This window comes from Candidatus Blastococcus massiliensis AP3, from assembly GCF_000582785.1.
Taxonomy (GTDB): Bacteria; Actinomycetota; Actinomycetes; order Mycobacteriales; family Geodermatophilaceae; genus Blastococcus; species Blastococcus massiliensis.
Window position 1 is genome coordinate 129,596 of sequence record NZ_HG931175.1, and the last position, 20,110, is coordinate 149,705.

General features: G+C 68.8%; 12 protein-coding genes. 2 read left to right on the plus strand and 10 right to left on the minus strand.

Annotation, left to right across the window (positions count from 1 at the left end):
* Nucleotides 1-949: 949 nt before the first annotated feature.
* From BN344_RS14810 to BN344_RS14855, 10 genes are all read right to left on the minus strand, one after another.
* The gene (locus tag BN344_RS14810; protein WP_040339384.1) at nucleotides 950-2,044 is read right to left on the minus strand and encodes a DUF262 domain-containing protein; all 1,095 of its coding nucleotides are present in this window, start codon (nucleotides 2,042-2,044) and stop codon (nucleotides 950-952) included.
* Nucleotides 2,041-2,817, minus strand: coding sequence for an FRG domain-containing protein (locus tag BN344_RS14815; RefSeq protein ID WP_081788661.1), 777 nt, complete (start codon nucleotides 2,815-2,817; stop codon nucleotides 2,041-2,043). The genes BN344_RS14810 and BN344_RS14815 overlap by 4 nt, the downstream gene beginning before the upstream one ends.
* Nucleotides 2,818-3,093: 276 nt before the next feature.
* Complete coding sequence (locus tag BN344_RS14820; RefSeq protein WP_166518248.1) at nucleotides 3,094-3,411, minus strand: hypothetical protein; 318 nt, start codon at nucleotides 3,409-3,411, stop codon at nucleotides 3,094-3,096.
* 77 nt (nucleotides 3,412-3,488) lie between these two features.
* Entirely contained in the window at nucleotides 3,489-4,532 is a 1,044-nt protein-coding gene (locus tag BN344_RS14825; RefSeq protein ID WP_040339387.1) for an HNH endonuclease, read from the minus strand.
* A gap of 83 nt (nucleotides 4,533-4,615) precedes the next feature.
* Nucleotides 4,616-5,500, minus strand: a complete 885-nt coding sequence (locus BN344_RS14830; RefSeq protein WP_155858905.1) for a hypothetical protein — start codon at nucleotides 5,498-5,500, stop codon at nucleotides 4,616-4,618.
* A 31-nt stretch (nucleotides 5,501-5,531) separates the two neighbouring features.
* A complete protein-coding gene (locus BN344_RS14835; protein ID WP_040339389.1) occupies nucleotides 5,532-6,698 on the minus strand; it encodes a DNA cytosine methyltransferase in 1,167 nt (388 codons plus the stop codon).
* Complete coding sequence (locus BN344_RS14840; protein ID WP_331279640.1) at nucleotides 6,695-7,207, minus strand: very short patch repair endonuclease; 513 nt, start codon at nucleotides 7,205-7,207, stop codon at nucleotides 6,695-6,697. Before BN344_RS14840 ends, BN344_RS14835 begins: the two co-directional genes overlap by 4 nt.
* On the minus strand, nucleotides 7,147-7,761 hold the full coding sequence (locus tag BN344_RS14845; protein ID WP_040339391.1) for a hypothetical protein: 615 nt from the start codon (nucleotides 7,759-7,761) through the stop codon (nucleotides 7,147-7,149). The genes BN344_RS14840 and BN344_RS14845 overlap by 61 nt, the downstream gene beginning before the upstream one ends.
* Nucleotides 7,758-9,413: a DEAD/DEAH box helicase family protein gene (locus tag BN344_RS14850; protein WP_040339392.1), complete on the minus strand. Its 1,656-nt coding sequence runs from the start codon at nucleotides 9,411-9,413 to the stop codon at nucleotides 7,758-7,760. The genes BN344_RS14845 and BN344_RS14850 overlap by 4 nt, the downstream gene beginning before the upstream one ends.
* On the minus strand, nucleotides 9,410-11,749 hold the full coding sequence (locus BN344_RS14855; RefSeq protein ID WP_051515976.1) for an ATP-binding protein: 2,340 nt from the start codon (nucleotides 11,747-11,749) through the stop codon (nucleotides 9,410-9,412). Before BN344_RS14855 ends, BN344_RS14850 begins: the two co-directional genes overlap by 4 nt.
* A gap of 855 nt (nucleotides 11,750-12,604) precedes the next feature.
* Between BN344_RS14855 and mobF the strand changes: the two genes are divergently transcribed.
* On the plus strand, nucleotides 12,605-18,097 hold the full coding sequence (gene mobF / locus BN344_RS14860; RefSeq protein ID WP_040339393.1) for a MobF family relaxase: 5,493 nt from the start codon (nucleotides 12,605-12,607) through the stop codon (nucleotides 18,095-18,097).
* 229 nt (nucleotides 18,098-18,326) lie between these two features.
* A complete protein-coding gene (locus BN344_RS14865; RefSeq protein ID WP_051515978.1) occupies nucleotides 18,327-19,961 on the plus strand; it encodes an ATP-binding protein in 1,635 nt (544 codons plus the stop codon).
* Nucleotides 19,962-20,110: the final 149 nt, after the last annotated feature.

The window sequence follows — 20,110 nt, forward strand, 5'->3', positions numbered from 1 at the left end:
GGGCGGCCTACCGAGCTCCTCGAGTCCTTCTCCGGTACGGCCACCCAGGGATGGTTCTCGCGCGGACGAAGTCGATCGCCTTGCCTCGGACCTCGTTGACGCGACGAAGAGTGCGGACATGAGGGAGCGCGGTGAGATACCCGGACTTCCAAGCTGGCCATGCCGGTTCGATCCCGGTCACCCGCTCCACGTCCTGACCAGCTCGGATGCCCGTTTACGCAGCTCAGCCGGGCAGTGCCGCTCCTTCCGTGCCTTTACGGTGCCGACCCCTGTTGACCGCTGACCACCAGCTTTGGCCGGTGCTTAAGGCACGGATAAGGCACGAACACCGACTCCACGGCTGAGCCAGCCGGACGCGCGGTGGGGACACGCAGCTTGCCCCGGCGTCACCGCGACCGACTCAACGGTTCCGCGGGGTCCGCCCTTTCGAACAAGGCGCTGCGATCGCGATCCGACTCGCAACCCTGCCCAACCGGCGGATGCTTCGACGGCGCAGGAGTGGTGCCCTGGTGACCCATCCTGTCCCGCTCTGGGTTCGGTGGGGCACCGCCGGTGGACGCCCGTTGCACGCTCTGAGGAGGTCGGCCCGTGCGGTGGGTGCGAGCACCAATTTCTTCACTGGGAAAGGGCAGGAGTTCGGGAGGTCCATGCCGTACAACCCCTCGATCACAGGATCGTCGCCGCGAGTGACTGCGGCACCGGTCCGGACGCGGCCAAGCGATGGGCGTCCGGCAGCCCACGGGTGTCCGCGCCGGCGAACGCGACAAGCCCGCCGTCTTAGGGTCCCGTCGTGTTGGTCGAGGCGCTAGATGTCGTGACCGCGGACGTTGTTTACAGTCGGCGTGGTGGCTTGATCACGAAGGAGACCTCCGGAAGGAGTGGCGATGTCTGACGTAGCAATTCCAACCGGTGGTGGGGTCTCACCAAGCCGATTCTCGCCGACAAACTGTCACATGCCGTTCGACGACGACCCGTCCTGCCCAGCAGGTTCTAGCGGCCGCCCCAGGTACTCAAGAAGCACGTCCCGACGAAACCTAAGGGCGACGGCATCGTTTGGGCTCTGGGCGTACCTATCGAATTCCAGCATGTTGTAGTTCGCGGCGGGGTCTTCCTGCAGAGCCTTGGCGCGGTTCTCCTGACGTTCACGATCGAACTCCTCGAACTGCTCACGCTGGAGATCGCTCGCCCATCCGTCCTCCATAGCCTGACGAACTACGAGGTAGTAAATGCTGGCCATGCCCACGGCCGAAAGCAGCTTGTCACGAGTCAGAAAGATGTCAGCCATCACGTCCATGACGGCGACGACACTCTGGCGCCATTCATCGAGCACGGTCGGGGCGGACTGCCGGGCGCCGCGCACGAAGCGGTCCAGGTAGGTCCTCTTTGTGTCCGCGACTCCACCGCGTTCTTCGAAGTGCAGGAACTTGGTTGCTATGTCGAAGTGGCGGTAACGGCGGTTGGCGTAAGGCAGCCGATCAACAAAGAATGTGTGAGAACTCAACTCCCTCGTGATCGCCGGAACGGGTCCGCCGAAGGCATTTCGCTTCTCGGCGGCATTAAGCGCCGAAGCCTCGTTCAGACGCAAGAACATGTCTTCTATGACGTCGAGATCGTCAGTTTCGATTGTGACGACGTCCAGCTGATAGTTTAGGAACTGGTCAACCAGCCGGGGCAACCAGTGCCGGATCGCTTGAAAGGTCGCCGCCTCACCGTTAGGAAGGACGAGACCGTCGATCTGTGCGTCGGCGTCAAGCGAGAGGTCCCCGTCCATGAACGCCCAGATTGCTTCAAGCCGCTGACGCCCGTCGATCACCGTGTATGCGATGAGCCGCTCCCCTTGGTACTCGGGCGGGACAAGGGCCCTGAAGTACAACTTCGGGACGTCGAAGTCATTGAAGATGCTGTCGATGAGCAGCTTGCGGCGCGACAGGGACCAGATGTCTCCTGCCCGCTGGTAGTCCGGATCGAGCTGGATGCGTTCGCGCAAAGCGGCGATGTCGCGGAGGGTCGAGGTCTTGAGCTGTCCTCTGATCAAGTTGGTCACGGCAGTCGGTCCGCGACGCGTCGAGCGAGATGTTGCAGGTCTGGATACATAGCGGCGGCGTTCACACCAAGTCGTTGCAGCTCTCGCGCCATCGCCGGCTTGGCAACGTCAGAAATCACATACTTGACCAGTGTGTCCGTAGAAGTCTCCTCAAGCGGTTGCGGGTCCTTATGCATTATGGTGAATACGCCGGTCTGCGCCCGGATGCGGTCAAAGCGACGTACCGCAGTCAGAGCCGCAGGCGCAAGATCGCGACCTGGCGCCGCTACCTCAGCGGGGGAATACCAGTCGGCCTCCTTGCTCGATCCACACAAGGGCACGTCCCACGGTTGACTGCTCGTGATCCTCGCTTGCGCATTCAACAGCTGCGGACGGAGCGCCCACAGCGAGGCGCCTTCGCCTGGCGAGGGCGGCAGATGTGCGTCGTCGAAGGCAAAGAACAGCGCGGCGAGCGGGGATTCGCTCCAGTCCAGCAGCCGAGTGGGAACACCGTAGTGCTGCATGAGGAACAGCCAGTCCCACTCGTTCAGTTCGCCGCCACGGACGTCCGCGCCGAATAACAGCGCCGTGGCGTCACGCTGGAACTCGGACATTAGTTCGCGTTCCATGTGAAGCCCGTTGCGCCGGGCGAGCGAGGACTGCAGGACGTAGGACTGCCGAGCTTGCCCTCTGAACCAGACCAGTTCGTCGTCCGCGAACCTGGTGAGCAGGTCGCTTAGGAGCTCGCCGACCGACGCGATCGACACCTCGGTCAACGGTGCTGCGGTCGTCACGAGGGAAAGCTAGCGTGCCACGCCGATTGACGAGCCATCGACACCTGGGGTCCACGGCAGGAGGCGTGACGCTCGCAGTCCTGCGGCGAGCCTGTGGACAGCAGCGACGTCCTCGCGGCCGGGTGCCGGCGCCGACGCGCTTCCTCGGAGATCTCGAGATTCCCTCCTGTTATTCGCCAGTTCCCCCTCCAAGAGCCGGCCAGAGCGCGCAGCCGTCCTTCCGCTCCGGGGTCACCCTGTCGGAAACACGCGGCGCTGTCCGCGGCCGTGTGGGCCTCAACGCACGGCGGCCCGGAGGACGCGGTCGATGAGTTCACGCAGCGCCTCGGCGCTTCCGTCACCTGTTCTGTCTGCGGCCAATACCTCCCCGTCGTAGGCGTGCTCTGGGGCGAAGAGCGCCACTGCCCAGCCCTCGTGCTCAGCACGGGCCCAGGACAAGCTGTCCTCAGCGTCGGTGACTAGCAAAGTGTGTCCACCGTCGAGGGGGATCTCAAGCGCGGCGTTCATCCCACCGGTCTGAGTGAAGGAGGCAGGCAGCCCTGCCGCGACCAAGGCGTCAATGACGTCCTGGTACTCGGCCTGGCCAACGGCCATGGTCTCGTCATAGCTAAGCAAGGCGGTCTCCTCCCGGTCAGAGCGGCACCGACGGTATGGCGGGGTGGGGCCAGGACTCACGTGGCTCGCCGGCAGAGGGTGCTGTGTTCGGGTCGAACTGAGCGTGGCGCGCTACCGCTGTAGACATTGTCGCGATGCCAGGCGAGGTAGACATTGCCCGGAGCCACCGCGCCGGCCGGCAGCAGCAGCGCTTCCGCCAGTGGCGGTCGGCCGAATGCCGCCTGCGCGCCCGGACTGCCTTCGGCGGCGGCCGATGCGATGTCGGGCGCGAGATGGATGCGCAAGCCACCGTTAACCATTAGAAGGCCTGTATCGAAGGCGACATCGTGCGTGGGACACGCCGTGAGCCCGTTTCGCGGGTCGAGGCGTTCAGCTGGCCGGCTGATCCGCCAGGGCTTGATGTGGCTCGCCACAAGCATCCGGCGGGCTCGCTCCCCCGCCGCCGTCACGCTGAGGCCGCAGAAGACGCACGCATGCCCGTGATTGCGCAGCACCTCGCCGGCGAACCTGTGCTGCCCGACGCGCGCCGCAGCGACAAGCAGACGTTCCGTCACCTGCTGGGCTAAGTCCGTGCGCTCAGTCGCCCAGTTGTCGGCCGCCGCCTGCACGGCCCCCTCGAGGTCCTCCAGCAGAAGCTCCTCCTGACCAAGAAGCAGCAGGTCACTGTCGTCGCCCTCAAGTAGTAGAAAGTCGGGCAGCCGATCCGCTTTGATGCCACTGTCGCGCGCTGCTTGCAGGAGTAGCCGGTAGGTGGTGGCGAGTTGACCAGGTGTGGCAAGAAGCCGGGCAGCGACCTCGATCTCGTGCCTGGCGCCGTTGCGGCGGCTGCCGTCGAGGTTCGCCATCTTCGCGAGCACGCTGCTGTTTGGGCGTCGGAAGAGGGCGGCCATGGCCGGGACGGGCTGCTCGGCGCGATGCGCAGTGCTCCCGCCGTACCGGCGATGGTTGACCAGCAAGCTGGCCGCGAGGCACATCAGCGTCTCCACGGGCGTGAAGTCGACCTGACGGCCGCTGACGGCGGGCTGTCGCGCGTCGATCACGCGCCACTGATTACGCGCTTCCGCGACGTTGATCGCGAGGTAGTCCTTGACGGTTCGCACGCCCGCCCTTCCGGTGAATCACGGCATCCCGACGTAGATCACTGCCCAGCGCAGCGGCGCGCTCGAACGCGACCCCAGCTTGTTTAGACGTCGACTGCTCGTAGGAGCCGATCCAGTATCCCGTCGCGGCCGAGTACGCGGTCTCGACAGCGCAGGTAGTCGTCGGCGGTCAGGAGGTCCGTGTGAGCGGCGCGGTTGCGGACGTTCTTCGACAGGTCGGCGAGCACCGCTGGCAGCCCGTCGCCATCCAGCAACCAGGAGGCTGCGGTGCGGCTGCTCACGACCCTAAAGAGACTGCCTACCAGCGGACTCGTCTCGCGCCTCGAGCGGGAGCGAGCGGCGACACCGAGGGTGTACCCAAGCGCGCCGAGTTCAGGTGCCGGCGCTCGGCCCGCGCAGTAGCGAGCCACCCTCATCAGGTCCCTGTCCTTGAGGTCAGCAGCTAGGTCCAGTCCCGCGGTGGCGTCTTTCCACGGCTCGGCGATGCAGCGGACAACTTCCACCTCGACGGCCTTGCACAGGCAGATGATCGCGGCGGACCAGTCAAGGCCCGAGGTGTGACGCAGGGCTCCGCTGACGGCCTCGGCCGTCGCGAGCATCAGCTGAGCCTGAGCGCTAACCCTCGAGTAGACGGCTGCCTGCTCCTGCAGCCGACTCCGCGCATCGGCGATGTCGGACACCGGGACGTTCTTGGCGAGGAACTTGACGACCGCGAGATCGCGCTCGGCGGCCGGGAGGTCTCCGGCCCTTATGTCCCACAGCGACAGAAGCAGTCCGTAGCAGCCGTTGCACAGCAGCCGCTCGGGATTGGCGTCGATGATCGTGACAAGTTTCGAGGTCTTCGACGATCCGCAGCGCCAGCAGGTGAACGTGCGCGACGCCGGCAACCTGTACTGCTGCAGGGGACCCCGGGCGACGTAGGTCCGGACAGCTGTGGCGAGCACCTCGCGTGCGGATCCGGCGCTCACTACAGGCACCGCCGGCCGACGCTAGCGCTCATCACAGGCCGGTGTGCTCAAGCAGGGCGAGCCCGATGGTGGCGGCGACCTTGACCGCTACGGCGTTGCCGATGACGCCCATGACGCGGGAGCGGGGGCCGGGGAACTGGTAGTCCTGCGGGAAGCCCTGCACGAGCGCGGCCTCGCGGACGCTGAGGTACCGGACGCTGCCGTCGAGCTCGCGAAGCATCGCTTCGCCGCCCGCGACCCCGTGCACGCCCGCCTTGATCGTCTTGCTGGGCATGTCCATCGGGCTGCCGGTGTGCTTCGCGTAGGTGCGGGCGCCCGGGATTGCCCTGTGATCGGGCCACTCGGTGTCGTCGTCGGTCGCCATCGGCTCCGGCACGTTTCGGAGGGCGTCACGGAGCGTCCGCCACCGCTCGAACTTCTCGTCCACCCCGGTGAGCTGGAGTCGCGCCACGTGACGGACCAGTCGGGCTGGGATAGTCGGCATCGGCAACCCGTGCGCCTGCCAATAGGTGCCGGTGACGTACTGGTCATGCAGCAGCCGGTCACGGCTGTGTGTCGTCGAGATCTTGTCCCAGGTTCCGGCGCCGGCGACGTCGGCGCGGATCGCGATAATGAAGACGCGCTTCCGGCTCTGCGGAACGCCGAGGTCAGCCGCGTCGACCTCTTCCTGGTAAATGCGGTAGGTGGGCTTCTCCTTCGATGCGCGGATCCGCTCGTGGTGGTGGTCCCAGAGCTCGTCGCTGTCGAGCGGCTTGATGTCCGGTCGGCGCAGCTGGTCCTTGACGTAGTCGAGGTACGGCTCGAACGTCGGGCGGAGCAGGCCGGGCACGTTCTCGAACACGACCAGTTCCGGGCGGAGCTTGCGCACGACCCGTAGCGCGGACGGAAACTGGTTGCGCTCGTCGCTGTCGCCGGCGTGCGTCCCAGCGAGGCTGAAAGGTTGGCACGGTGGCCCGCCTGCAACGAGCTGGACGGTGCCGCGTTCACCCAGCTCGTCAACGGCTTGGTTGACGTCATTCTCGATGACGCTGTCGGGCTTCCACAGGGTCGGCTGGCGTTCGGCGTTGTGCCGCAGGACCCGAGCGGCGGGCTTCCACCACTCGACGAGGCTCGTGTGCTCGAAGCCGGCTTCGCGCATGCCGAGTGCCATGCCGCCGCCGCCCGCGAACAATTCGACGGACTGCCTCACGTCGGTCATGCCGCTGTTGTCCGCAGACGCGGGCCGTCGGAGCGCACGGCGTCCGCGACGAGGTCGGTGACAGCGGAGAGGTCGCGCTCGATGTCGCTCTCCCAGCAGCGCAGGACGGTCCAGCCGGCGCACGTCAGCGTGGCCGTGACTTCGAGGTCCCGAGCGATGTTGCGACGGATCTTCGCGAGCCAGAAGGGTGCGTTGCCGCCACGGCCGTAGTAGGCGTCGAAGCTTTCAAAGCCGCGGGTGCGCCAGGCGTTCCCGTGCCAGTAGTCCCCGTCGACGAACACGACGACCTTCGCGGGCCCGAACACGATGTCGGGCTTGCCGGGCAGCGCGGTCCGGAGCCGGTAGCGCAGTCCTCGGCCGTGCAGCGCTTTGCGCAGCGCGAGTTCAGGCTTTGTGTCGCGGTTGCGGACGGCGCTCATGATCCGTCGGGTCGTGTCGGGGTGGCGGCTCATGGCTGACCGCCCGCGATCCCGAGGACTTCCCGCATCCGGTGGACCGTCAGGGCGCATCGTTCCGCGAGCCTCTGCTGTTCTTTGACCAGTTCGGGCGGGCTGGCGGTGCCAGGCGGCTCGAGCACGACCAGGTGTGCGTCGAGCCCATCGAGAGCGGAGGCGCGCAGCGCCGCCCACAGTAGGTTCTTGAAGTTCCGGCTGTGATCCCACGCGATGTACGCGGTGGCCCCATCGATTTCGCCGAGGCAGTGCAGCGGCTTGCTTCCGAGCGACCCCTCGACGAGGGTCGCGGTCGGACCGAGCGCATGACGCACAACGTCGTTGGGTCCAGTTCCGCCCTGGCGGCCGTACGCGGCGAATCGGCCGGCGCCCCGGAGCGCTCGCCCGTACTCCTTCATCGGCCCGTCCTTGATCCAGGACCGGGCCTGCTCCGGGGTCATGAACCGTGTGAGGGGTCCGCCGACTCGCTCGTCCTCGATCCACCGGTTAAAGGTCGCGGTTCGGTCCGCGAGCGGCAGGGTCTGCCAACCGAGCCGATCGGCGTCGGCGTAGATGGCGCGGACGACCTGCTCGCGGACCGAGGGCGGCAGGAGCTTGTCTCGGTTGCTCATGCCGGGAGCACGTCGGGGTCAAGGAACTGCAGGCGTGCTTCGTCGTTCGCAGTTTCGATGTCGGCCGCATCCAAGATCCACTGCTCGAGAAGACTCTCGGCTCGCACATCGTTGAACTCGATCTTGCTGTGCGGGACACGCGGCAGCACTTCCACATCCGCCGCGCCGATCTGACGCTTCAAGGTGAGTAGGGCCGCAACCCGGCGGATGTCGCTCACGAAGTCGAGTGCAAGAACGTGGCTCTTGCCCTGACGCAGCCGTAGTCCTCGCCCGAGCTGCTGCACGAAGATCCGCCGGCTGTGCGTGACGCGCGCGAACGCCAGGATGTTCACATCGGGCACATCGACGCCCTCGTTGAGGATGTCGACCGCGATCAGGAGGGGGACGCGTCCGGCTCGGAAGTCGAGGAGCCGCTGCTGCCGTTCCCGCTTCGGCATGTCCGTGTGGATCGTGGCGGCGGCGCGCCACTGCGGATGCCGGCGCAGCAGAGTCTGCATGTGCTCGCAGTGCGGGATCGTCTGGCAGAACACGATGCCGCGGGGGCTGGCGGTCGAGTGCCAGGCGTCGACGAGAGCGTCGACGACGGCCTCGTCCCGCTGCACGAGGAAGAGCTTGCTGTTTAGCTCTTTGAGCGAGTACTGATGCTCGCTCACGGCCTTGACCGCGTCCCAGTCGATGTTGTCGACGAACAGCCGGTAGTCAACGGCCGCGAGGTAGCCACGCCGCATCCCTTCCTCAATCCCGAGCCGGTAGCTGGCCCGGCCGAACCGGTGCTCGATGTCGTACTGGTCGTTGCGCCAGGGCGTCGCGGTGACACCGAACTGCAAGCTGCTGTTGAGCTCGGTCAACAGCTGGTCAAACTGTCCTGTCTCGGCGACATGGTGTGTCTCGTCGACCATGATCAGGCCGGGTCGCCAGCCGCGAAGGACCGCGTCGAGTGCACTCGTGACCGTCGCGCACGTGACGCCCGACAGGTCGCGGGGCTTGTCGTCGCCGGTCAGAACCTGCGTCTTGACGCTCTTGGGCAGGTGGCGCCACAGGGAGCGCTCAAGCTGGTTGACAAGGTCCTTGGTGTGGGCGACGACCAGTACGTCACGGTCTCGGTTCTCCCGTAGATACCGGCCGATGATCTCGCCGCCGACCACGGTCTTGCCGAGCCCGGTCGCGAGGATCAGGAGCGCGCGCCGGCGCGCCGTCAGGTCCGCCCACATCGCCGACACGGCCTCGTCTTGGTAGTCGCGAAGACTGAGGGCTTCGTGCTCGTCGGCGTTGCTCGCGAGCGCCTGCAGCATGCTGCCGTTCCACACCTTGACGTCCCGACCAACACGGCCGAGCACGTGCGCACGCTCCAGCGCGGCCGCCGACAGATGCGTGTTCGTCAGGACGACACCACGGTCGGCGCCGTAGTGGTCCCACGCGCGCGTGACCTCCTCGACCGCGTCGGCGTTGACGGCGCCGCGGCTCTTCCACTTGGCCTGGAAGACCCAGAGCTTGCCGTTGCGGGTGCCGAGCAGGTCCCCGCCATGATCGCCGCTGCCGTCGATGTTGACGACGTCAGAGAAGCCGAGCTGCCCGAGGAGGCGCTCCATCTGCCGGGTGAAGCGGTGCGGCCCGCCGTCCAAGAGCAGCTGCGGCGCGACGTATGACGTCATGCCGCGTCGTCCGCGAGCTCGGCTTCCAGCAGCCAGATCGACAGGCGTCCACGCTGGAGTTCTTCGGGGCTGCGACGGATCGGCTGGTCGGACAGCGCAGCGACGTCCGACAACAGGTCCGTTACGCGCTCGAGGCCAGCGCGCCGGGCGGTCTCGTCGGTGAGGCTGACGTAAGAGGTCCGGAACACCTGCGCGTCGAGGAACGCGTCCGGGCGGGTGTTCACGACACGAACGAGGCACAGGGCCGGTGCGTAGTCCAGCCAGTCGCCGCTGCTGATGACGTCCTCCCAGTCGCCTCGGCCGCCTTCGATCGCGAACTTCTGCTGCGTCGCGGCGCGCTCGGTCTCGCTCAGGCGCTGCCAGTAGCCGCTGCTGTTGCCGGCGATGACAGGCTGCATGGTCTCTCGGATCCGAGACACCAGCCGGTCCGCGTTCTCCTTCAGGTGTGGCCCGGTGACCTTCTGATCAGGCAAGCAGCGCTGCTTGAGCCGTGCGAACAGGTCGCCAAGATCGTCGGTGCCGCCGTCGCGGGTCCGCATGAAGTCGGCCAGCTCGAACACGACGAGGTCGCGAATCTCTACGGCGAACTCGGTGAAGATCGGGTGCTCAGCGTCGATAAATATCTCGACCGCGGCGCCCCGCACCGTGCCGATGTACACGGGCCGGGGCGGCTCGCCCGCGGGTCCTATCTGGTCCCGATGCCCGGTGACCCGCCAGGCCGCGTCGACCTTGACCGCGGCGCCGCGTCCCGGAAGCCCGAACGGCGTCTCTAGGTCCGAGACGGGCCGGGCGTCGGTACGCCAGCGGGCCCTACGCTCGTCCTCTGTCTCCCGGACGGGCTCCGACGGCGGCTCGGGCTGTCCTTCGCCGGGCGCCGGGTCGTCGTCGAGTCCGGCCTGGCGCCGAATCTCGTCCGGATCCCCCTCGGCCGGCGGCTCCTCGGCTCGCGGAGTGGGGTTGTCGTGCTCGTAGGCAGCCCGGTACCAGCGTTCGTCCGTCTCGTACTCGTTCTCGCCCTTGCGGAACAGCTCCGCCCACTCGCGGGCGCGCTCGTGAATCGGGCCTCGGTCGTCGCCGGGCGTCAGGTACTTCACGCCGGCGTCATTGCGCCGGTAGCCCGTTATCAGCCGCGCGAGCGGGCTCGTGTTCGCCGTGGCGAAGCCGAGCTGGCGCGCCTTTTCCGGAAGTAGGGGGCCCTCGCCCCGCAGCACGCGCTTGACCTTGGTCCAGTCCGGGCTGCCGTACTCGAACGCGTTCTTTTGATAGTTAACCGCGACGTGGTCGACGTGGATCTCGCCGATGAGGCGGCCCTGACCGTTCGGGATTTCGACCGGGTACTCACGCAGGCCGCCGCCGGAGGGCTCGTCCGGGTCGACCCACGAGAACAGGCTCTTGTCGCGGAGAAGGATCTTGCGGCCATTGCGGAGGAAGTCAATGCCGAAGTCGCTCTGGTGCAGGTACCGCTGGACGCCAACCCAGCCCCAGATGCGCCGCTCACGCCGATCGAGACGGTGACTGTTGCAGCGCACGCACGCCTGCTCGCCCAGGTCGTCCTGCCACTGGCCGCAATGCAGGCAGGCGAGCCGATCGGTCAGCGGGATGTCAATGTTGATGACGGCGGGGATCTGGTCACCCTTGCGGACCACGCTGCGCTCGGGCGACCACGTGCACGGTCGACGCGGCTTCACAGCCTGTCGGTCCACGACCAGCCGGAAGTCGCGCTGCGTCAGCAGGTAGCTGTAGACGTCCCCCAGGACGTTCCGGATCGCCGGCTGGCGGCGCACGAGCGCGTCGTGGTGCTCCGGCTTGAGGTCCTTGATCAGGATCTCAGTGCCGCGATCCTCCGGGTTTTCCTTCGGCTCCGTGCGTACGGGCACGTTGAAGTGGCCCTGGGCCTGCATGGCGGGCAGGTCGATCGTCACGACGGTCCAGTGTGAGGCGTCCGCGCGAGCCGTGCGGACTACAGCGGTGCTGCCGAGCCGGGCGGTCGCGATGTTGAAGCCCATGCCGAACAAGCCAAGCTGCCCGAAGCGATCGTTGCTGGTCCAGCCGGCGCGCAGTGCGTTCTGAAGATCACCGAGGCTCAGGCCCGGGCCGTTGTCCTTGACCCAGACTTCAGCGGTCCGCGGGTCGCTGTTGCGGCCGGGGAGCGTGACGGTGACGGTCGGCTCCTCCAGGTTCGGGTGGCGGAGGAACTCGTCGAAGGCGTTGTCGATGAGCTCAGCAAGACACTGCCACGGGGCGAACTCGATGTCGCCGAGAACGCTCAAGAGCCGGGGGTGCGGCTGGAGGTCGATCACCTCGGGCTGGGCCTGCGTCTTCATCATCACCTTCATCTGGAGGACTACTCGGATCGTGGCAGCATGTACCGACAGAAGCGGCGGACCGGCCAGGGGACGTGTCCCCTTGTCGGTGACCGCGCTTGTAGTGCTTGGCCTACTTGTCGTGCTTGGCGTGCTTGCTGAGCGCCGTGCCTGTGCGGAGGACTGCCGCCTCGGCAGTGCTCGTTCCTCGCGTCCTCCACTCAGACGACGGTGCGACGGTCAGTCAGATACGGCAGCCCGCAGTTGGTGCCGTTGATCAACGTCCGGGCGACGCTGGTGAACGATGCCGGGCTGAACGGCAGCCACCGACGGTGTGTGCCGAAGCCACCCGGAGCCTATAAGCGCTGAAACCCGGTGACGTCTTTCAAACAACATGCGGGCGTTTCGCATCGGCCGGCGGGAGAACCAGTTGCGGTCACTGCGCACCACGGCTGTCACCCCGCTGCGATCTTGTCGGACGAACCCGTACTGATGCACGAGTCCGAGTCCCGCGACGACCGAGGAGCGCGAGCCATCTAGCACCCAGGACCTTGCCTACGCTCGCTGCCCGAGCGAACAAGTCGCGTCCCCTGCTGACGGCTCTACCGCCCCCTCCTCGTCACTCAAGAGTCCAAGATCACCAGCCGACACACGTCTTGCATTTCGGGCGGCCCGTCCGTGGCGGTCCGCTGGCAGGTGACGGGCGTCCAAGCCCAGGTGACGCCTGATGGTTCGTGATGCGAAGCCTTGGTCGTTGCGCCGGGATCTGCGTCATGTCCCCGTCTACGCGACCGACGAGGGGCCCTTGCCGACACTCTCGCGCCACCGAGCTACTGGAGAAGTGCGGCAGCTGTAGTGGAGTCCGCCTTCCTACGGTCGGCAGCCGTGATGACGCTGCACAAGCTGACCGCCGGGGACGGCTACACGTACCTGACGCGGCAGGTGGCAGCGTTCGACGCGACGGAGCGGGGTCACGCTGGCCTGGGTGACTACTACTCCCAGCGCGGAGAGTCGCCGGGCAGGTGGAACGGCAACGGCCTGGCCGGGCTCGGCGGAGTGAGTGCCGGTCAGCCCGTCACCGAGGAACAGATGAAGTCGCTTTTCGGGGAAGGCCGGCATCCCGACGCGCTGCGGCTCGAGAAGGAGGCCCTGGCCCGGGGACAGACACCGCAGGAGGCGCGGGCAGCAGGGGCCCTGGGGCGGGGCTTCTATGTCTTCGCTCCTCAGGCCGACGGGTTCCGAGCCCGCTGCGCAGAGGAGTTCGCCGCCTCTAACGCTGCCCACGGGCAGCCCGCCACCGCCCCAGTCCCGGACGACTACCGAGCGAAGATCCGTAGCGACCTCGCCCGGGTCATGTTCGCTGAGGCCTACGGCCGCGCGCCGCGCGATGCCCGCGAGCTGTCGGGGTTCCTCGCCCGGGTCTCACGGCCGGCGACGAAGGCGGTGGCCGGCTACGACCTCACCTTCTCCCCCGTCAAGTCCGTGTCGGCGTTGTGGGCGCTGGCACCGCGGGAGGTGGCCGAGCAGATCGAGGCCGCCCACGCCGCCGCGGTCGTCGACGCCCTTACTTGGCTGGAATCCAACGCGTCCTTCACACGGGTGGGAACGGACGGGGTGCGACAGGTGGAGACCACCGGGTTGATCGCCGCGGTGTTCACCCACCGCGACTCCCGCGCCGGCGATCCCGATCTGCACAGCCACGTGGCGGTGAGCAACAAGGTGCAGACCCGCGACGGGCTCTGGCGGGCGCTGGACGGGCGGGTGCTGCACAAGGCCGCCGTCGCCGCCTCCGAGCGCTACGACACCCGAATGGAGGCACACCTCGTCGCTCGCCTGAGTGTCCGGTTCGCCGACCGCCCTGGCCAGACGCCCGGACGGAGAATGGTGCGGGAGATCGTCGGTATGGACGAACGGCTGCTGAGCGCATGGTCATCGCGGCGTCGGGACATCGACGCCCGCCGCGCGGTGCTGGCCGGCGACTTCCAGCGCAACCACGGCCGGCCGCCGACGGCCGTGGAGGCGATCGCGCTGGCGCAGCAGGCGACGTTGGAAACCCGCGGCCCCAAGCACGAGCCTCGCTCCCTCGCCGAGCAGCGGGCCACCTGGCGGCAGGAGGCTGCCGCCGTCCTTGGCGGCCCTGACCGCATCACCCGGATGCTCGGCCGCGTCCTGGGCGCTCCCGGGTCCCCGCGCCCGCAGGCCACCGAGGCTTGGGTCCGGTCGGCCGCCGCCGAGGTGCTGGACACCGTCTCGGAAGCGCGGGCCACCTGGCAGGTCTGGCATGTGCGTGCCGAGGCCGAGCGGGTGGTGCGGGCCGCCGCCCTGGCGCCGGACGACGTGGACGCCGCGGTCACCCGAGTCACTGAGGGCGTGCTCTCCCCCGCTCTCTCCGTTTCGCTTGGTACGTCGGATCCGGTGGTCGAGCCGGCGGAACTACGCCGTTCGGACGGGGCCAGCGTCTACACCGTCGCCGGTGCCCGGCTCTACACCAGCCAGGCGGTGTTGGACGCCGAGGCGCTGCTCCTCGGCGCCGCCGGCCGCAGCGACGGACGACGTGCCGATCCGGCCACCGTGGAGCTCGCGCTGCTGGAGTCCACCGCTAACGGCGCCGAGCTCAATCCCGGCCAGGCGCAGCTGGTGCGCGAGCTCGCGGGCAGCGGCGCCCGTGTGCAACTGGCCCTCGCCCCGGCCGGCGCGGGCAAGACGACCGCGCTGGCGACCCTGGCTCGCGCCTGGGCCGCTGGCGGTGGCACGGTGCTCGGCTTGGCGCCGTCGGCCGTGGCCACCGCCGGGCTGCGCGAGTCCCTGAGAGCACCGTGCGACACGCTGGCCAAGCTCATCTGGTGCCTCGACGCCGAGCAGGCACCCGACTGGATGGCCGGCATCGGGCCGACCACATTGGTGGTCGTCGACGAGGCCGGCATGGCCGGCACCCGCGAGCTGGCCCGCGCAGTCGAGCACGTCCTGGGGCGGGGCGGATCGGTGCGGCTGGTCGGCGATCACCAGCAGCTGACCTCGGTCGCCGCCGGCGGCGTGTTGGCCGAGATTGCCGCCAGTCATGGCGCGGTCACCCTGACCCAGTTGGTCCGCTTTACCGACCCGGCCGAGGCCGCGGCCACCGTCGCCGTCCGGGACGGCGACACCCTCGGACTGGGCTTCTACCTCGACTCCGGCCGGGTGCACGTCGGGGACCTGGCCGCCTGCGCCGAGCAGGCCTACGCCGCCTGGGCCGCCGACTCCGCCCGCGGCATGGACCCGCTGCTGCTGGCCGCCACCCGGGACCTGGTCACACAGCTGAACGAGCGGGCGCGGGCCGACCGGCTGGCAGGCACCGCTTCCTCCCCGGGTGCAGAGGTCGAGCTGGCCGACGGCACCCGCGCCGGGGCCGGGGACCCGGTCATCACCCGCGCCAACAACCGGCGGCTGCCGATCACCGCCACCGAGTGGGTCAAGAACGGTGACCGCTTCACCGTCCAGGCCGTCGGCCGGGACGGCGCCCTCGACGTCGTTCACACCGGTACCGGACGGCGGATCACCTTGCCGGCGAGCTACGTCAGCGAGCACGTGCAGCTCGGCTATGCGACCACGGTGCACGGCGCCCAGGGCACCACCGCCGACGTCTGCCACACCGTTCTCACCGGCGGCGAGTCGCGACAACTGCTCTACGTCGCGCTCTCCCGCGGGCGCGCCGCCAACCACCTGTACCTCGCCACCGTCGGCGACGGCGATCCGCACAGCATCGTCACCCCCGCCGCCGTGTCGCCGCCCACCGCCACCGACCTGCTGGCCGGCATGCTGGCTCGCGACGGCGCCCAGATCTCCGCAGCCGGCGCGCGCCGGGCGCTGGCCGACCCGGCCGAGCAGCTGCACGCCGCCGCGCCGCGGTACGCCGACGCGCTTCGCGTCGCCGCCGACCACCGCCTGGACGCCGCGACTGCAGAAGAAGTGGAGAACGGCGCCGAGCGCCTCCACCCCGGGCTGACCAGCGCGCCGGCGTGGCCGGCCCTGCGCGGACACCTGGCGCTGCTCGCGCTCACCGGCGCCGACCCAGTCGCCGTCCTGAGGACGACGGCCGAGGCACGGGAACTGGAGACGGCGAACGACCCCGCTGCCGTCCTCGACCACCGGCTGCCGGTTCTAGCTTCGGCCGGCCCGCTGCCGTGGCTGCCCGGCATCCCGGCCGCCCTGATCGACGATCCGCGGTGGGGCCCCTACCTGACCGCCCGCGCCGATCACCTCACCGCCTGCGCGGCACGGGTTGCCTCCGCCGCCACCGACATGACCGCGGCCACCGCACCGACCTGGGCCAAGCACCTGCTGCACCCAGACCACGAGGCACTGCGGGCCGACCTCGCCGTCTGGCGCGCAGCACTCGCTGTTCCCGACAGCGACCGGCGCCCCACCGGACCGACCCGGCGGCCGGCCGCGGAACGCCGATCTCAGACGCGACTGGACGAAGCGTTGACCGCCGCCGCTCCCGCCCGGGACCGCTCGGTGTGGGCGGCGCTGGCCGACGGCGTCGACCCCCGCGTCCGCCGCGACGAGCACTGGCCGGTCCTGGTCGACCGGCTGGCCGCCGCCGACCGCGCCGGTCTCGATGCCGCCGGCATTCTCGCCGCCGTCGCCGCGCAGCGCCCCCTGCCCGATGACTTGCCTGCCGCGGCCCTGTGGTGGCGGCTGTCGCCTCACGTCGCTCCGGCCACCGTGCCCGCGGCGAGCTCGGCCGGACCGCGCCCGGACTGGTGCGCCACCCTGCTGGGCCGGCTGCCCGACGAACAGGCCGGGCGCGTGCTGGCCGATGCCGCGTGGCCGGCGCTGGTCGCTGCGGTCACTACCGGCGTCCGCACCGGCTGGTCCCCCGCCGATCTGCTCACCACCGCATTCGCCGGGCTGCCACCCGCCGTGACCAGCGACGCGACCGGGCTCGCCGAGGCGCTGGTCTTCCGGGTCGCCGCCCTCATAGACCCAGCGCCCGTGCACGATCCCGAACCGCTGCCGGCCGATCTGCAGCCACCCGACGACGCGCACCTGCTGCCGTCTGTGCCCGCCCCTACCACCGCCACCGACCCGGCAGACGTGCCGCCCGGCGACGAGGACGTGCCGTTCGACCCCGACTACGACACCCCTCCCCCGGCGTCGCCGCCGCGATACCTCACGCCGGACCCGTTCACCCTCACCGGCGCGGTCGAGGCCGCCGACGACGCGGACTACCTGCTCGAGCAGCACTTCTGGGCCACCGCCGTGGTTGGCCGCGACCGGCTCATCGAGCTCAACACCCAGGCCGCCGCCTTCTTCACCGACCTCTACTCCGCCTCCTGGGCGGCGTGCTACCTGCGCGACCGGCTGGGCACCGACCTCACCGCCGATCCTCGATTCACCCCCGGCCACGCTCCCCCCGGCTGGACGGCGCTTGTGGATCACCTGCGTGGCCTCGGCGCCACCGATACCGAACTGGTCGCCGCGGGCCTCGCCCAGCGCGCCCGCACCGGCGTGCTGATCGATCGGTTCCGCGACCGGCTTACCTTTCCCATCCACGACGCCGACGGCGCCATCGTCGGTTTCATCGCTCGCCGCAACCCCACTGCAGCCGACGACGGACGTGCGGGACCCAAGTACCTCAACACCTCGGCTACCGACCTGTACCGCAAGGGCGAGCACCTGTTCGGCCTTTACGAGACCCGATCCGCGCTTGCCGCTGGAACCACCCCGGCTCTCGTCGAGGGACCGCTGGACGCGATCGCCCTCACCCTGGCCGGCGCGGGGCAGCCCGTCGGCGTCGCAACCCTCGGCACCGCCCTCACCGCGAGGCAAGCAGATCTCCTCGGCAGCTACATCCGCACCGACGGTCCGGGCATCCTCGTGGCCACCGACAACGACCCCGCTGGGCAGCGCGCCGCCGAGCGCATCTACTGGCAGCTCACCGCCCGTGGCGACGCCCCGCGCCGCCTCGCCCTACCCGACGGGCTCGATCCGGCCGACCTCTTCCACCGTGACGGCGCGAACGGGCTGCGGGCGGCCATCAATTCCTCACGCAGCCTCGCTGACATCCTGCTCGACGCCCGCATCAGCTCCGCTTTGCGCGAGAGGAGCGACTCGGACATCCGAACGACACTGCGCGAGGCCAGCGCGATCATCGGTGCACTGCCACCCAGCCGGTGGCTGGCGCACATCGATCGGGTCACCGAGGCCCTCGGCGTGCCGCCCGGCACTGTCCACAGGGCCGTACTCGACACCGACTCCCGTACCTCGGTGCCTACCGGGACCAATACTGGTGCGCTTCGAGTGTCTCGCTTGACGCCCCCTTGTGACGACCTTCACCGGACGGCCCATACGGGACATGCCGCGGGAGGCAATGCGCCCCACCTGCATCCTTCTCGGTAGCGGTTCCACCTATGGAACACGCGGAGATGCCGAGATCAGGACGTCGCCTTTCGCCGAGCCGACCGATGGAAGGCGAGCGGCCACGCGCCCGCGTAGACGCCGCCAGCGTCTCCACCCCACGCCCATGCGGGCGCACCGTCGGCGCGCTCTTCGGCACGGTCGGATAGGCATGAGAGCGTTTCGATGAACGGCGCCGCCGCACAGGGGCCCGCCGGGGAGGGGACGCCACGTGAACACCAAGATCCTGCTTAGCGCGCTGCAAGAGGTCGAGAAGCGCGCCGAGCGGGTCAGCGAGGACGACGTGCTCGCGACGTACGTGAACGTCGAATCGCTGACTGCCGCCCTGGGCGCGAAGGACAACGGCATCGTCTTCGGCCGCCGGGGCACCGGCAAGACCCACGCGTTGAAGTACATTGCGCAGACCGAGCGGGAGAAGGGCAACCGGGTCGTCTACATCGACATGGAGCAGGACGTCGGCTCCACCGAGGGCCGCTACGCCGACCCCCACCTCAGCATCAGCGAACGGGCGACCCGCCTCGTGGTCGACGTGCTGAGCATCGTCCACACCCAACTGCTCGAAGCCGCGTTCGCGGGCGAGATCAAGGTGCAGATCGACGCGCTCGACCGGATGCTCGACCACTTCCAGGAGGTGCTGGTCGCCCAGGAGACCGAGCAGGAAGGCACTCGAACCGACCGGTCGGCGCAGGGATCGAAAACTGATGCCGGGGTTGGATGGCCCCCCGGAGGGATGCCGTCGCTGAAACTCGGCGCGGGCTCCACGCGCGAGACCGCCCGCGAGGACGGCGTACGGACCCGGCAGACGGGCGTGATCCGGCACCGCATCCACTTCGGGGGCGTGACGCAGTCGATGCGCCAGGCCGTTGAGGCAGACGACGCCAAGCGGTTCTGGCTGCTCATCGACGAGTGGAGCGGCATCCCGATCGACCTCCAGCCGTACCTCGCCGAGATGCTCCGACGGTTGTTCTTCGGCATCCCCAAGGTGTCCGTGCGCATCGCCGCCATCCCGCACCGCTCGGAGTGGCGCATCGCGGGCGAGCGCGGCGACTACATCGGCGCGGAGGTCGGTGCTGAGCTGTTCCCGCTGCTAGACCTCGATGAGTTCGTGGTGTTCCCCGCTCGGAGCCGCGAGGAGCAGGCTCAGCGCTCCCTATCGTTTTTTCGAGCCCTGCTGTTCCGTCACATCTCGACCGCCGTAATCGGCATGGGTGAAGACCCGCCCGAGTCCGAGGCGGACCTGATCGGCTCGCTGTTCACCCAGGTCACCTCGTTGCAGGAGGTCATCCGCGCGGCCGAGGGTGTGCCCCGTGACGCACTCAGCATCGTCGGCCGCGCGGGACTCCGCGCGGGGGGGTCAAAGGTCGCCGTGGCCCACGTCCGCGAGGCCGCATCCCAGCTCTACACCACGACAAAGGCAGCACAGCTCAACGGCATGCCGGTTGCGCGCGCTCTGCTCGACCGCATCTTGAGCGACGTGATCGCCGGCCGCAAGGCGCGCGCGTTCCTCATCAAGCAGGATCAGACCCAGGACGGCCTGATTCAACAACTCGTGGACGACCGCATCCTGCACATCATCAAGCGCGGGTGGTCCGGCAAGGACAACCCCGGCGAGCGGTACGACGTCCTCCAGATCGACTACGGCTGCTACGTCCACCTGCTCGGCACGAACGCCGCACCGCAGAGCCTGCTCGGCGGGGACGACGACGACGAGTTCTCGGCCGTTGTGGGTGACGTCGAGGTGCCGGACGAGGACTATCGCGCCATCCGTCGCGCGATCCTCGACTTGCCGACCATGCTCGGGGACATCGCCGCCAGCACCGACACCGACGCCTCAACCGCAGACTAGACGGAGCCCCCCCCGTCCCCCTCGCAACGGGGACCGCAGCGTTGCCGTTCTCTGGCCATGTCTGCCAGCGCGATGGCCTCCGCCGGGAAGCGATGGCCTCGGCCGGGAACATGTCGTCGTACGCTCGAGGCCGAAGGCGTTTGTCGCCG